Here is a 14,016-nt window from a genome sequence, read left to right on the forward strand (position 1 = left end):
CGATTGTCAAAGTGCAAGCAGAACCGCGTGGCACACCGAATTGGCGCTTCAAGAGCGGTGTGCAAGTGGTTGAAACCAAACAGTGGGTATTTTCTGTCGCATTCCGTTAGACTAGGGCCGAGCGCCGCCGCTTTTGATTCGGGTAGGCGAATATTAGAACGAACCTTGATAAAGAGGTGACACAGGCATGAGTCAGATCGAAGAACTACAACGCCGTATTATCACCGCGATGGAGCGGATCGGTAATGGTGTCGAGGCCTTGCACGATGCTGGATCCGCAGCCGGTGATGATACGTCGCTGCGAACGGCGCTTGAAGAAGAGCGGGTGGCCAATGCCCAGCTTGAGGAACGGCTGAAAACGATCAAAGAGAGGCACGCGCAAGAGATTGACGCGCTGCGTGCGCAACCGGCACCGAGTTCGGAAGTGGATGCGCTGCGTGCGCAATTGGCCGAGGCGACTTCTCAGCTCGCCACGGTTGAGGCTGCGCGGGCCGAGTTGGCGGATGCCAAGGCTGCGCTTGAAAACACGGACGAAGTCGAGGGCTTGAAGGCAGAGATTGAGACTCTGCGCTCACATCAGGGCGCCGCAAAAGAGGCCAATACGTTGCGCGCGCAGGTCGAGAAACTGACCCCAATCGCGGATCGCGCGGAAGAGATGGAGGCCGAATTGGCGCGTCTGCGGGCTGAACTGGTCGATAGCGAGCGGTTAACCGAACTCAATGCCGAGCTTGAGATGCTGCGCGCGGAACGGGCTAGCCATGGGGCCGCGATGTCCCGGTTGGATGATGATTTGCAACGGCTTCGCAATGCAAACGATCAGCTCCGAAGCGCTGTCGATGAATTACGCGCCGCCGCAGAGGACGGTGTCACGGATGCTGACATGCTGAACCGGGCCACGACAGCCGAATTAGAAGCCATACGTGCCGCGCGCGCGTCGGACGCAGCCGAAGCGCATGCGGTCCTGGCTCGGCTTGAGCCATTGCTAAGTCATGCCAATCTGGCCGAGGGAGAGGTGGAATAATGCCCGAAGTAACCATTCATATCGGTGGCCGCGGCTTTGATGTCTCGTGCCAGGACGGTGAAGAACCGTTTCTGCAAGCGGCAGCCAGACTGCTGGATGATGAGGCTCAGGTTTTGTCGGACCAGATCGGACGTATGCCGGAATCGCGGATGCTGCTGATGGCGGGACTCATGTTGGCAGACAAGGCAGCCGCGCATGAAGATCGCATGAAACTGGCCGAGGCCAAGCTGGTTGAATTGGAGACCGAATTGAAGCGGCTCCGCAGCCAACCGCAGCCGGAACCTGAACGGATCGAGGTCGCGGTAGTGCCGCCATCTGTCACGGATACGCTGGCTGAAATGGCGGCGCGCGCCGAAGCCCTGGCGGCAGTCATTGAAGAAAGGACGGCCTAATGCCGATCGCCCGAATGGCCTTTTGCGCGGCCGTCGTCTCGCTGACTGGCACGATGGCAAAGGCCGATATCGACATTCTGTCCGTGACGTTTACCTGTGAGAACAACACGCAAGTGCCGGTGTCCTACTTTAACGCCTCAAATGGCGATGGGGCGGCTGCGATGATGATCGATGATCAGTTGATCCCCATGAAACAGGTTCCAAGCGGCTCGGGCATCCGGTATGAATCCGTCGGAGGGGCAGGGACATACACCCTGCGCTCCAAGGGGTGGGATGCCACGATCAGCCATCAGGCCGAAGGCGACACAGCCCCGGAACTCGTATTGTTCAAGGACTGTAGCAGCCGATAGCTTACGCGTTTGCTTCGCGGATTTTGTCCGCTGCGTCTTTGTTGTAGCCCACATCGTTTTCATCGAACAACGTGTCCAACTCACCCGACAGCGTCATTTCAGTGATAATGTCGCAACCGCCGACAAACTCGCCTTTGACATAAAGCTGAGGCACGGTTGGCCAGTCGGAGTAGTCCTTGATGCCCTGGCGCACAGCTTCGTCAGCCAGAACGTTCACATCGGTGTATTCGACACCCATGTAATTCAGAACACCGGCCACCCGGGATGAGAACCCGCACTGCGGCATCTCTTTGGTGCCTTTCATGTAAAGCACCACATCGTTGGCTTTGACGGTTTCGTCGATCTGGGTCTTAACGTCGCTCATCTTGCTTTTCCTTTTCATCCGCTTGCGCGGCGGTCGTTCGGTTATCGGGCAGTTCAGGTGCCCATCCTTCTTCTTCAAGCCGCCGGTGTTCTGCTTGTGCAAGCGTCACCGGATCAAGCCCGTATCGTTCAATTCCCCCAACCTTGCTAAGCGTATCGGGGTCAGGGCGCATATCCGACAGTTTTCGTTTTCTGTTGCGTTTGACATAGGCTTCGATGAGGGCGGCGACAACTATCAATGCACCAAGAAGAGATATCCAGAAGGGCCAGCCACTCATCTTTTCAAAGCCACTTAGGCGCTTTTTTGAAAGTAGTGCTGTGTCATTCAGGTACCTTCGTCGTCAACGCCAGCGCGTGCAATTCCCCATCAGATCCATCCATCTTGCCTTTCAGCGCGGCGTAAACCGCACGCTGTTGCTGAACGCGGTTTTTGCCGCGAAAGCTTTCGTCCACGACCATGGCGGACATGTGCACGCCATCGCTGCCACCAACCTGAATTTCCGCATTGGGAAAGCTTTCGCGCAGCAGGGTTTCAATCTCGTGGGCGCTCATCGGCATGTAGGTTCACTCCTGTAGGTCTTTCCCAAGATGTAGAGTGATGGGAGCGGGCGTGCAAGATGTCGAGCATTTTTCAGATACGCGAATCCCGCGCCTATGGAAGACGCGAGAATTCTGGAATTCGGAAGAGACGATTTATCAGGCGACCGCGGCGGCAAAGCTCTGACGGAAGGTCTCGGTCAGTTCTGCCAAAGGAGCTTCGGAATTGCCGATCTTCACGCTGTCACCGGTAAATCGACCAACCGAGACCAGCGGGACACCGGCCTGACCGGCCGCGATCATCAGCGCCTCGGCTTGATCGAAGTTGCACGCCACAAGATAACGGGCCTGGTCTTCGCCGAATAGGAACTCGGACGATGCATCATCCAGGCAAACGCCGACGCCTGCAGCTTCAGCAAGTTCAAACGCAGCCAGTGCAAGGCCGCCATCGCTAAGATCAGTACATGCTTTGATCATCTCGCGATTGGCACGGATGAATTCCCCGTTGCGCGCCTCTGCAGCCAGATTAACATGCGGCGCGTCTCCGTCCTCGCGGTTGAATACCTCGGCCAGCAGGGCGGACTGACCCATATGGCCGTTGGTTTCGCCGATGACCAGCGCAACATGGCCATCCCGAACTTCGTTTCCGATTATCTCGTCGCTATGAGCAAGAAGACCAACCGCGCCGATGGTGGGGGTTGGCAGGATCGCCTGGCCGTCAGTCTCGTTATAAAGCGAGACGTTGCCCGACACGATGGGCATATCCAGCGCACCAACGGCGGCACCGATACCTTGGATCGCGCCGACGAACTGACCCATGATCTCGGGCTTTTCGGGGTTCCCGAAGTTCAGGTTGTCTGTGGTGGCAAGTGGTTTGGCCCCCACGGCGGTCAGGTTGCGATAGGCCTCGGCCACCGCTTGTTTGCCGCCTTCCACCGGGTTTGCACGGACATAGCGTGGGGTTACGTCGCTGGTAAAGGCTAGCACCTTGTCGGTGCCATGTACGCGGACCATGCCAGCGCCCAGACCCGGCGTGCGAGTTGAATCCGCCATGACCATGGTGTCGTATTGCTCATAGACCCATTGTTTGCCTGCGTAATTGGGTGAAGAGAGCAGGGCGCGCAGACCGTCGATCGGATCGATCTGTGGTACGTCTTCCAGTGGCGCGGACTCAGGGGTCGGTTCCCACGGGCGGTCGTATTCAGGCGCGGTCGAGGACAGTTTAGACAGGACCAGATCGGCTTTGATCTCACCATTGTGCATGATCAGGAAACGGTCTTCGGCAATGGTTTCGCCTACGATGGCAAAATCGAGGTCCCATTTTTCGAACACGGCGCGGGCCTCGGCCTCAAGCTCAGGTTTGAGGACCATCAGCATCCGTTCCTGAGATTCCGACAGCATCATTTCATAGGCTGTCATGTTCTCTTCGCGCTGCGGGACATTCTCGAGGTCCAAACGCACACCCAGACCACCTTTGTCGCCCATCTCTACAGCCGAGCAGGTCAAGCCCGCTGCGCCCATGTCCTGGATCGAGATCACGGCACCGGTCTGCATCAGTTCCAGCGTTGCTTCCATCAGGCGCTTTTCGGTGAAGGGGTCGCCGACCTGAACGGTGGGGCGTTTTTCTTCGATGGTGTCATCGAATTCGGCCGATGCCATGGTTGCTCCGCCCACACCGTCACGACCGGTTTTTGCGCCCAGATAGACGACGGGCATCCCAACGCCCGAAGCGGCCGAGTAGAAAATCTTGTCACTGTCAGCCAAACCAGCGGCAAACGCGTTCACAAGGCAGTTGCCGTTATAGGCCGGGTGGAACCGAACTTCGCCACCCACGCAAGGCACACCGAAGCAGTTGCCGTAGCCGCCAATCCCCTCGACCACTCCGTTCACCAATTGGCGCGTCTTATGGTGGCCCGGCTCGCCAAAGGACAGTGCGTTCATCGAGGCGATGGGCCGTGCGCCCATGGTGAAAACATCCCGCAGGATGCCGCCCACGCCGGTCGCCGCGCCCTGATAAGGTTCGATATACGAAGGGTGGTTGTGGCTTTCCATCTTGAACACCACGGCCTGACCGTCGCCGATATCGACGACACCCGCATTCTCGCCTGGGCCGCAGATAACCTGAGGGCCAGAGGTCGGAAGGGTGCGCAACCATTTCTTGGATGACTTATAAGAACAATGCTCGTTCCACATCGCTGAAAAGATGCCAAGCTCGGTAAAGGTCGGCTCACGCCCGATGATCTCAAGGATCATGTCGTATTCCTCGGGCTTGAGCCCATGTGCGGCAATCAGATCGGGTGTGATGGCGGGCTCTTGCATCTTCTGTCCTGTGTCCAAGTGGGCCGAGATTGCGGGCCTTTTAGGGCAATGGGCCGCTTGAGGAAAGAGCCAAACCCGCACAGGGGTCATCGGGCAATAAAAAACGGAACCGGCTATAAGACCGGTTCCGATTTGAGAGGCGTGCTGATTTGGTTCAGCCAGCGGCTGAAACGTGTCGAAGCCTAAGTGTCAGGCGGGGTTTTGCCCTTTGTTGACCGCATCTGCGGCGGCTGCGCCGGCGGCAGCTTTTTGTTCTTCAGTTATGTTCTCAGCCTCATCCAACCCCGGGATGGCGACGCGCACCTCGCGGCGGGCGAAGTCGATACCATTTGCGTTGAATTCGGCCTTCACACGGTTAAAGATTTCCTTACGCAGTGTGAATTGCTTACCGGGCTTGGCCATGAACTTGCCTCGGATGATCATACCGACATCGTCGAAGTCGAACACACCCTGAGATTTGAAGGGCTGCAGGAAGCCATCTTTGTGAACCTCGTCCTGCATCATCTCGGCACCGATCTTCTTGAAGATCTTCTTGACCTTGTTGGGGTCGGTGTCGAACGGCACAGTAAATTTCAACTTCATGATCACCCAGTCACGGCTGAAGTTGGTGAGCTTTTGAATCTCGCCATAAGGTATAGTGTGCACCGGACCACGATGGTGGCGAAGCTGCATTGAGCGGATCGAAATTTTCTCGACCGTTCCCATGGTCCCGCCGACATCTACATATTCGCCAACGCGGAAGGCGTCATCGATCAGGAAGAAGATGCCGCCAACGATATCGGCCACCAGTTTCTGCGCACCAAAGCCGATGGCCAGACCCAAAACACCAGCACCAGCCAGCAGCGGCGTGATGTTGATGCCCAAAGCGCTCAGGGCCAGTAGGCCGAAGATCACCGAGATGGTGACTTGTGCGGTAATCCGCAACAAGGGCAGAACGGTCGCCAGACGCGAACCACCCGCGCCGCCACCTTCTCCGCCGGCTTCTTCATCCAGCTCCTCGGCCGCTGTCTGTTCCTTAGCCAGACGACGGTTAATCCACAGCGAGACGATCTCGTTCAGGATGTAACCGACAGCGATGATCAGCAGGAACTCGATGATTGCGCCGCCAACTTCGGCACCGATACCTGCAGACGCAACATGGCGCAGATCAAGCTGCCAAACACGGGAAATCATGAAGACGACGAAGAGGCCAGCAATCACCCGACCGATGCGAATATAGCTGCGCTTGGCCGATCGATAGGCGCGTTCTGCTAATGGCCCTTCGCCCGACATTGGCGGCTGCAGGTGACGCACCAAACCACGTATCAATGTATCAAGTGCAGGTGCAATCAACAGCCAGAACATGGTTGTGAAATGCGCTCCACCGGACAGCACGCGGATCAGCGCCGGGTTGCGTTGTGCCACCAGGAATTCGACCAGCAGCCAAATCACAACCGAAACGCCGATTGCAAAATACGGGTAATACCGCGCGACTTCTTCGTCGAACTTGGTGTGGTCCGGGTCGGTACCCAGCATCATCTGTGACAAACCTTCGCGCGCAGTCCAGGCGATTATGCCAATATAGACGTGGATTGCTGCGTTCAGCCAAAAACCGATGCGCGTCTGATCGCCGGTTACCCCGTTGAGCGCGTTGAACCTTAGTACGAACAAGGTAAAGCCGATAAGGATCAGCAGACCGATCAGGTTGCGATGCAGGTATTTTGCCCAGTGGTCGTCAATGTTTACTAATCGGAATTGTGGCTTTTGCGGCGCAAGAACAAAGCGCGAGACTGCTGCCCCCAGACGCGGCACCCAGATTAGGTAGAATACAAATGGGGCTGCATAGATGATCTGCTCGGGGCTCAGCAATCCTCGGCCAATCGCCCGAATGACGACGTAGAATACGATAAGCCCTGCAATTTCGCGGCAAAATCGGCGGAACAGATAGTTCACAGCGCCTCTGAGATCAGCGTCACCCGAGGGCTCGGTTGCCTCATGCCAGCGGCGGGTCAGAAAAATAAATAGCTTCTCAGCAATGAAGCCGACTATCAGGACCGAGAGCACCAGCCCCATTAGCGTCAGAACACCAGCGCCCCCCAATTTGTCAGAGAAATTGCTAAATGCAGTGATTTGCGCACTGATGATATTGGGAACTGTGGTCAGAACATGTGTCCAGGATGCGACCATTTCTGCCCAGATCTCATTGAGCTCGGTCAGCGGGTCTTCCTGACCTTCCTTTTCTGCCGCTTGCTTTTCGGCAACAGCGTCAAGGCGTTCCAGAAGGATTGCCCGTACTTGGTCGTCAGACATGCGCGCAACCAGATCATCAACCTGTTCTGGCGTCAGATCTTCGGGAATTTCAACTGTAGCGGTTGTGCTTGTGTCTTGTGCATGAAGTGGCACGGCCAGGAACAAGACTGAAATCATCGCCAACAATAGGCGGAATGAGTGGAACATGAATTAGCCCTCGAACACGAAATTTAGGTGTTTTTTCGGGATCATAGGCCTACGCGTTGGATTTTCCCAGTGCTTTCCACTGAATTGCATCAGCCTGGCGCAAAAAAAAGGCCGAGCACTAAGCTCGGCCGTAGTCCAACAGGGAGGTATGAAGATGATGAGCGTTTCAGCATCACCGCCTTCATGTGCTCATTTAGGGATCAGTTTATTAACGATCAAGGTCTATTAGCAGACCCCGGCGTCATGCCCGCTATGCTCTGAGTGCATGGCTATAGCTTGCCCAATTGCCTTAGCTGTTTGCGATGGGCGATTATCTCATCCTGCACAAAGTCACGAAATGCCGCTATCCGCTTGGAATGACGCAATTCTTCGGGGTAGGCGAGGTAAACCGGGACATCAGCACTTTCGATGTCTGACATGACGGGGACCAGATCCGGGAAGTCCTCGGTCACATAATCAGGAAGTACTCCGATACCCAGATCATGCAGCACGCCCTGAAGAACGCCGAAATAGTTGTTCACGGTCAGCAACGAGCCGGGATTGTATGTCATAAGGTGACGCACCATCGACGCGCTTGCCCCAACCTGAGGGGCTGCGGGCGTTTGGCAGATCAATCGGTGCTTGGAAATGTCTTCCAGCGTTTCAGGCGCCCCACCATGAGCATCCAAGTAGCTGCGCGTTGCATAGAGCAGCATCTGCACAGTCATCAGACGTTTGCGCACGAGATCGGCCTGGCTGGGCTCTTTCATGCGGATGGCCACATCGGCTTCACGCATTGGCAGATCCAACACCCGCTCTTCAAGCATGAGGTCGATATTGAGGTCGGGATACTGTTCATAGAGCTTCGGTAGGCGCGGGGCGAGCCACAGCGTGCCGAACCCGAAGGTGGTGGTCACCCTCAGTACGCCAAAGACCTCATCTTCACTATCCCGGATACGCGCCGCAGCGGCATCCAGACGTTTCAGCATGGCCGTCGTGGCATCGAACAGCAATTCGCCTTGTTCTGTCAGAATCAGGCCGCGTGCATGACGGTGGAACAAGGTTGCATCGAGTGATTCTTCAAGCGCGCGGATCTGACGGCTCACCGCGGATTGAGATAAATTGAGCTTGTCTCCCGCGTGTGTGAGGCTGCCAGCGTCTGCAACCGCGTGAAATATTCTGAGCTTGTCCCAATCCATCGCCGCAACTTTCGTTATCCTCGCGCAGCCCTATATGAAACAGGTAACAAATTCCACAATGAAACCCGGAAATCGTTACGGAATAGAGTAAAATCACTATGCAGGTCAGTATTTATGACCTAATATGCACGAGAATAAAGCACACTAATCCGACGAGGGGAGACGTCAGATGAGTCAGCCGAAAATTTCACTCAACGACCGGTTCGACCTGTCCAAAAGCCCGGTCCTTCTGAACGGCACGCAGGCACTGGTGCGTTTGATGCTGATGCAAAAAGTACGAGACACTGCGGCGGGATTGAACACAGCAGGTCTGGTCACAGGCTATCGGGGGTCTCCGCTTGGGGCTGTAGACCTTCAGATGTCTCGTGCAGAAAAGCAACTTGCCGAAAAGGATGTCACCTTTCAATTCGGATTGAACGAAGATCTGGCTGCAACCGCATTGTGGGGCAGCCAACAGGCGGGGCTGCGTGGCGACGGAAAATTCGATGGTGTTTTTGGGCTCTGGTATGGCAAGGGGCCGGGCGTAGATCGATCCGGTGATGTGATGCGCCATGCCAATATGGCGGGCACGGCGCAACATGGCGGTGTATTGATGGCCATGGGCGATGATCACACGGGTGAAAGCTCCACCGTTTTACATCAGTCGGAATGGTCACTGGTGGACATGTACATGCCCGTGGTCAGCCCCGCTGGTGTGCAAGAAATTCTAGACTATGGCATCTATGGGTTCGCGCTTAGCCGGTTCGCCGGGGTCTGGGTCGGGCTGAAAACGATGAAAGACACGATCGAAGTGACTTCCGTCGTAGATGGCCGCCCTGACCGAATGCAGCTGGTCACCCCTCAATTCGATATGCCAGAGGGTGGGCTGAATATTCGGCTGGGTGATACGCCGCATCTGCAGGAAGCGCGCGTAATCGACCACAAGCGCTTTGCGGCAGAGGTCTTTTCGCACGCCAACAAGCTAGACAAAAGGGTCTGGGGAAAACCGGGCGCCAAGATTGGGTTTGTGGCGGCGGGTAAGAACTGGCTTGATCTGACTCATGCCATGTCGCTGCTGAACATCAACGCGGATGAGGCCGAACGGCTAGGCATTACCACCTATAAGGTCGGTCAGACTTTCCCTTTGGATATGAAGGGCTTCCACGATTGGGCTGAGGGACTGGACCTGATCGTGATCGTCGAGGAAAAGCGCAAGCTGATCGAAGTTCAGGTCAAAGAAGCGATCTTTGACGACCGTCGTGGGCGCCGTGTTTATGGCTGGTACAAAGGCGGCGCGGGGACGCTGCACCGCGAAGAACTGTTCCCGACCCGAGGAGCGCTCGACCCGATCATGATTGCCGAGAAGCTGGGTGAGATCCTGATCGAAGAGGGGCGGGATACAGATGGCGTTCGTGCCGGACTGGAGGCGCTGTCCGAAGCGCGCCGGGCTGACAATGCGCAGGAAATCGCGGCGCGTTTACCATACTTTTGTTCAGGATGTCCGCATAACAGTTCAACCAAGCTGCCTGATGGCAGCCGAGCCTATGCCGGGATTGGCTGTCACTACATGGTGCAGTGGATGGATCGCGAAACCACCGGTTTCACCCAGATGGGCGGCGAAGGGGCGAACTGGATTGGCGAGGCTCCGTTTTCAACCACACAGCATGTGTTCCAAAACCTCGGCGATGGCACCTATAACCATTCCGGCGTGCAGGCGATCCGGGCGGCACTGGCTGCGGGCACAAATATCACCTTTAAGATCCTCTATAACGACGCCGTTGCGATGACCGGAGGTCAGGAGAACGAAGGTGGGCTAAGTGCCGAACGCATCGTCGCCGAGGTCCGCGCGATGGGAGTCAGCAACGTCGCTGTCGTTTACGACGAAAAAGAAGATGTGAATTTTGGTGCGTTGCCTTCGGGCGTTGAGACGTTCGAGCGTTCAAAACTGATGCAGGTTCAGGAAAAATTCCGCGAAATCGAGGGTGTATCGGTCATTGTTTATGTTCAGACCTGCGCAGCTGAAAAGCGCAGGAGACGCAAGCGCGGCACGTTCCCCGACCCAGATAAGCGAGTGTTCATAAATACCGATATCTGTGAGGGTTGCGGAGATTGCGGCGTTCAGTCGAACTGCGTTTCCATCGTACCGAAAGAGACCGAACTTGGCCGCAAGCGTGCAATTGATCAGTCAAGCTGCAACAAGGATTTTTCCTGCTTGAACGGGTTCTGCCCGTCTTTTGTAACCGTTGAAGGGGCGAAAATCCGCAAAGAGGCGACGACCGACCTCGACTTGCCCGACCTACCGGACCCCGTTTTGCCACAGATCAACGGCACCCATAATGTCGTGATCACCGGCGTTGGTGGCACAGGCGTTGTCACCATCGGGGCGGTTCTGGCGCAAGCCGCACAAATCGACGGCAAGGGTGCCGGTATGATGGAAATGGCCGGCCTCGCACAGAAGGGCGGCGCCGTACATATCCATTGCCGTCTGGCCAACCGGCCCGATGATATCAGCGCGATCCGTGTTGCCACTGGCGAGGCGCATGCGCTGATCGGCGGTGATCTGGTGGTATCGGCCGGAGCCAAGACGCTTGGCCTCACGCAAACCGGCCAGACCGGCGCTGTTGTGAACAGTCATGAAATTATCACCGGTGACTTCACGCGCGATACAGAATTCACAATCCCCAGCGATCAATTGCAGCTTGCGCTGCAGGCGCGGTTGAAAGATGGGGTGGCACTTTTCGATGCCACCGATCTGGCGCGAGCCGTGATGGGCGACTCAATCTACTCCAATATGATGGTCTTTGGCGCAGCCTGGCAGCGTGGTCTGCTACCGATCAGTCACCAAGCGATTATGGGTGCTATTGAGTTGAACGGCGCGGCGGTCGAGCGCAACAAACGCGCCTTTGAAGTTGGTCGCTGGGCGGTGACCCACCCCAACGACGTGGCCAGTATTTTGCGCCCCAACGTGGCAGAGTTGCCAAAGACCCTCGATCAAGTGATCGAATTCCGCGCTGCGCACCTGATCGACTATCAGAACAAGCGGTTGGCGAAACGTTATCGCAAGCTGGTCGACAGCGTCGAAGATCAACACGTTCGTGAGGCTATTGCCAAAGGCTACCATAAGCTTTTGTCATATAAGGATGAATATGAAGTCGCCCGATTGCTGCTCGACAGTCGCCAGAAGGCGGAGGCCGAGTTTGATGGTGACTTTAAGATGACCTTCCATCTTGCGCCGCCAACCCTGGGGACGAAGGGCGACAATGGACGCCCGGCCAAGAAAGCGTTCGGAGAGTGGTTTCTTGGTCCGTTGAAGGTTCTAGCCAAGCTGAAAGGTTTGCGCGGCACTCCGCTGGATATCTTTGGCTACACGACAGAGCGCAAAATGGAGCGTGCTCTGATCCGCCAGTATGAAAAGGACATGAAAGAGGTTTTGCCCAGCCTGACACCCGAAACCAGTGATGCGATCGCGGCCCTTGCGGCTCTGCCATTGGACATTCGCGGTTTCGGTCCGGTTTTGGTCGCGAATGAAGCCAAGGCTGCGAAACGTCGCGAGGAATTGTTGGCTGTTATTCGCGATGGCGGGCCTCAGATGAAAGCTGCGGCAGAGTGAGGCTTTACAAGCTTGTCATCAAACCTATGCAAACTGGCTACCCGGCCTTATCTAAGCGGCAGCAAACCGGAGTAGCCAATGCCCTCGCGCCATCACGTCGCTCGTGACATCTCTTACGCCCATTCCGCAGAAACGCGGAGCGGGCGGATGGTGATCAAGTTGATGGAAAACACCACCGGTCGTCTGCGTCTTATCCGCCGCGCTGACGGGTATGAGCAGGAGGTCGCACAGGGGCGTGATTTTTGGTCCGTAATGGTGGATCGATATGGGCTGACATTAGATGTGGTGGGCGGTGCGTTGTCGAACATCCCAAAAGATGGGCCATTGATCCTAATTGCGAACCATCCTTATGGCATTCTAGACGGGCTAATGATGGGACACATCCTGTCTCAGACTCGGACAGACTTTCGCATTCTCGCCAATCATGTTTTTCGCAAAGCTGAAGACCTGAACAGCATCGTGCTGCCAATTTCGTTTGATGCCACAAAAGATGCGATGAAGCTGAATCTTGCGACCCGCAAAACCGCTCTGAACTACCTAAGCGATGGTGGTGCAATCGGGATCTTCCCGGGTGGCACCGTCAGCACTGCGGCCAAGCCATTTTCTCATCCGATGGATCCAGGGTGGCGCGGATTTACAGCGCGGATGGTTGCCAAATCCAATGCGACCGTTGTGCCGGTTTTCTTCGATGGTCACACCTCGCGTTTGTTCCAGATTGCCAGCCATCTGCACAACACTCTGCGGATGGGGTTGCTGATCAAAGAGTTCAAGAAACGTGTCGATACCCCCGTCCGCGTGGTTGTAGGAGACCCCATTGGGCGCGACATTCTGGACCCGCTGGGCAAGGATACGCGCAAGATGATGGATTTCCTGCGCAAAGCCACGTATGAGCTGTCTCCAGAGCCATTGAAGTCTTATGACTATGGCTATGAATTCGAGGAACGGCATCGCGCCTGAAGGGGCAAATGGCAGTAGGTATCTTTGATTCCGGATTGGGTGGTTTGACCGTCCTGAACGCCGCGCAGAAACGTCTGCCCGACGTTGATTTTCTTTATTTCGCGGACAGCGCGCATGCGCCTTATGGTGTGCGCGATGCCGAGGATATCTTTAACCTGACACGAAACGCTGTGCAGGACCTTTGGGATCGCGGCTGCAATCTGGTGATTCTGGCCTGCAATACCGCAAGCGCCGCCGCCCTGCGTCGGATGCAAGAAGCGGGCGTGCCAGAAGGAAAGCGTGTACTGGGCGTATTTGTGCCTTTGATTGAGGCGCTGACTGAACGGCAATGGGGCGACAACTCTCCGCCGCGTGAGGTTCAGGTGCAGCATGTTGCGCTGTTTGCGACGCCCGCGACTGTGTCGAGCCGTGCGTTTCAGCGGGAGCTGGCGTTTCGGGCGATCGGGGTTGATGTCGAGGCGCAAGCCTGCGGCGGGGTGGTGGACGCCATCGAAGAGGGCGACATGATCTTGGCCGAGGCTTTGGTACGCAGCCATGTGGATGCTCTGAAGCGCAAGATGCCGGAACCGCAAGCAGCCATTCTGGGCTGTACGCATTACCCGCTGATGGCAGAGACGTTTCAGCAGGCGCTCGGACCGGATGTGAAAGTCTATAGCCAGGGTGATCTGGTTGCGGAAAGCCTTGCAGACTACTTGCAACGGCATCCGAATATGCTGGGTGAGGGCACCGATGGCTTCCTGACAACGGGTAAGCCGGGCGTTGTGACGGATCGCGCGACTCAGTTCCTCCGACGACAAATCACCTTTGAAGCCGCCTGACCTAGGTCAAGGACGGCGCTTTTCCGATTCCGTAATTCGTTGACCGTCACAGCGGC

Annotated in this window: 12 protein-coding genes; 6 read left to right on the forward strand and 6 right to left on the reverse strand. The window is 56.4% G+C overall.

Annotated elements, in window-relative coordinates; all coding sequences use genetic code 11:
* The first annotated feature begins 187 nt into the window (after window positions 1-187).
* The 3 genes from ACR0JG_RS10400 to ACR0JG_RS10410 are packed head-to-tail and all read left to right on the forward strand — an operon-like array spanning window position 188 to window position 1,763.
* Window positions 188-1,021 (forward strand): coiled-coil domain-containing protein, encoded by an 834-nt coding sequence (locus ACR0JG_RS10400; RefSeq protein WP_170510098.1) that lies wholly within the window; start codon window positions 188-190, stop codon window positions 1,019-1,021.
* Window positions 1,021-1,413, forward strand: a complete 393-nt coding sequence (locus ACR0JG_RS10405; protein ID WP_170393183.1) for a cell division protein ZapA — start codon at window positions 1,021-1,023, stop codon at window positions 1,411-1,413. Before ACR0JG_RS10400 ends, ACR0JG_RS10405 begins: the two co-directional genes overlap by 1 nt.
* Window positions 1,413-1,763, forward strand: a complete 351-nt coding sequence (locus ACR0JG_RS10410) for an MliC family protein (protein WP_170405544.1) — start codon at window positions 1,413-1,415, stop codon at window positions 1,761-1,763. The genes ACR0JG_RS10405 and ACR0JG_RS10410 overlap by 1 nt, the downstream gene beginning before the upstream one ends.
* Before the next feature lies 1 nt (window position 1,764).
* Here ACR0JG_RS10410 and grxD read toward each other — a convergent pair whose 3' ends face one another.
* The 6 genes from grxD to ACR0JG_RS10440 form a co-directional block, all read right to left on the reverse strand.
* A complete protein-coding gene (gene grxD / locus ACR0JG_RS10415; RefSeq protein ID WP_039535352.1) occupies window positions 1,765-2,127 on the reverse strand; it encodes a Grx4 family monothiol glutaredoxin in 363 nt (120 codons plus the stop codon).
* Window positions 2,114-2,404 (reverse strand): hypothetical protein, encoded by a 291-nt coding sequence (locus ACR0JG_RS10420; protein WP_170393180.1) that lies wholly within the window; start codon window positions 2,402-2,404, stop codon window positions 2,114-2,116. Before ACR0JG_RS10420 ends, grxD begins: the two co-directional genes overlap by 14 nt.
* 43 nt (window positions 2,405-2,447) lie before the next feature.
* Window positions 2,448-2,684, reverse strand: a complete 237-nt coding sequence (locus tag ACR0JG_RS10425; RefSeq protein WP_170393179.1) for a BolA/IbaG family iron-sulfur metabolism protein — start codon at window positions 2,682-2,684, stop codon at window positions 2,448-2,450.
* Window positions 2,685-2,822: 138 nt separating this feature from the next.
* Window positions 2,823-4,982, reverse strand: a complete 2,160-nt coding sequence (gene purL, locus ACR0JG_RS10430) for a phosphoribosylformylglycinamidine synthase subunit PurL (protein ID WP_170610483.1) — start codon at window positions 4,980-4,982, stop codon at window positions 2,823-2,825.
* Between the two features lie 189 nt (window positions 4,983-5,171).
* On the reverse strand, window positions 5,172-7,418 hold the full coding sequence (locus ACR0JG_RS10435) for a mechanosensitive ion channel family protein (protein ID WP_170393177.1): 2,247 nt from the start codon (window positions 7,416-7,418) through the stop codon (window positions 5,172-5,174).
* Window positions 7,419-7,687: 269 nt separating this feature from the next.
* Window positions 7,688-8,596 carry a LysR family transcriptional regulator gene (locus ACR0JG_RS10440; protein WP_170393176.1) on the reverse strand — a complete coding sequence of 303 codons (909 nt, stop codon included), beginning with the start codon at window positions 8,594-8,596 and terminating at the stop codon, window positions 7,688-7,690.
* Between the two features lie 169 nt (window positions 8,597-8,765).
* Between ACR0JG_RS10440 and ACR0JG_RS10445 the strand changes: the two genes are divergently transcribed.
* From ACR0JG_RS10445 to murI, 3 genes are all read left to right on the forward strand, one after another.
* The gene (locus ACR0JG_RS10445) at window positions 8,766-12,185 is read left to right on the forward strand and encodes an indolepyruvate ferredoxin oxidoreductase family protein (RefSeq protein ID WP_480569593.1); all 3,420 of its coding nucleotides are present in this window, start codon (window positions 8,766-8,768) and stop codon (window positions 12,183-12,185) included.
* Between the two features lie 78 nt (window positions 12,186-12,263).
* A complete protein-coding gene (locus tag ACR0JG_RS10450; RefSeq protein WP_170421435.1) occupies window positions 12,264-13,142 on the forward strand; it encodes a lysophospholipid acyltransferase family protein in 879 nt (292 codons plus the stop codon).
* Between the two features lie 8 nt (window positions 13,143-13,150).
* On the forward strand, window positions 13,151-13,960 hold the full coding sequence (murI, locus tag ACR0JG_RS10455; RefSeq protein WP_170405556.1) for a glutamate racemase: 810 nt from the start codon (window positions 13,151-13,153) through the stop codon (window positions 13,958-13,960).
* Window positions 13,961-14,016 lie beyond the last annotated feature (56 nt).

Source organism: Ruegeria sp. AD5, assembly GCF_056542345.1.

What these genes read in the sequence shown, in the direction of transcription:
- ACR0JG_RS10400 (WP_170510098.1), top strand. Translation starts at nt 188, where the DNA reads ATGAGTCAGATCGAAGAACTACAACGCCGTATTATCACCGCGATGGAG.
- ACR0JG_RS10425 (WP_170393179.1), bottom strand. Translation starts at nt 2,684, where the DNA reads ATGCCGATGAGCGCCCACGAGATTGAAACCCTGCTGCGCGAAAGCTTT.
- ACR0JG_RS10440 (WP_170393176.1), bottom strand. Translation starts at nt 8,596, where the DNA reads ATGGATTGGGACAAGCTCAGAATATTTCACGCGGTTGCAGACGCTGGC.
- grxD (WP_039535352.1), bottom strand. Translation starts at nt 2,127, where the DNA reads ATGAGCGACGTTAAGACCCAGATCGACGAAACCGTCAAAGCCAACGAT.
- ACR0JG_RS10450 (WP_170421435.1), top strand. Translation starts at nt 12,264, where the DNA reads ATGCCCTCGCGCCATCACGTCGCTCGTGACATCTCTTACGCCCATTCC.
- ACR0JG_RS10410 (WP_170405544.1), top strand. Translation starts at nt 1,413, where the DNA reads ATGCCGATCGCCCGAATGGCCTTTTGCGCGGCCGTCGTCTCGCTGACT.
- purL (WP_170610483.1), bottom strand. Translation starts at nt 4,982, where the DNA reads ATGCAAGAGCCCGCCATCACACCCGATCTGATTGCCGCACATGGGCTC.
- murI (WP_170405556.1), top strand. Translation starts at nt 13,151, where the DNA reads ATGGCAGTAGGTATCTTTGATTCCGGATTGGGTGGTTTGACCGTCCTG.
- ACR0JG_RS10405 (WP_170393183.1), top strand. Translation starts at nt 1,021, where the DNA reads ATGCCCGAAGTAACCATTCATATCGGTGGCCGCGGCTTTGATGTCTCG.
- ACR0JG_RS10420 (WP_170393180.1), bottom strand. Translation starts at nt 2,404, where the DNA reads ATGAGTGGCTGGCCCTTCTGGATATCTCTTCTTGGTGCATTGATAGTT.
- ACR0JG_RS10445 (WP_480569593.1), top strand. Translation starts at nt 8,766, where the DNA reads ATGAGTCAGCCGAAAATTTCACTCAACGACCGGTTCGACCTGTCCAAA.
- ACR0JG_RS10435 (WP_170393177.1), bottom strand. Translation starts at nt 7,418, where the DNA reads ATGTTCCACTCATTCCGCCTATTGTTGGCGATGATTTCAGTCTTGTTC.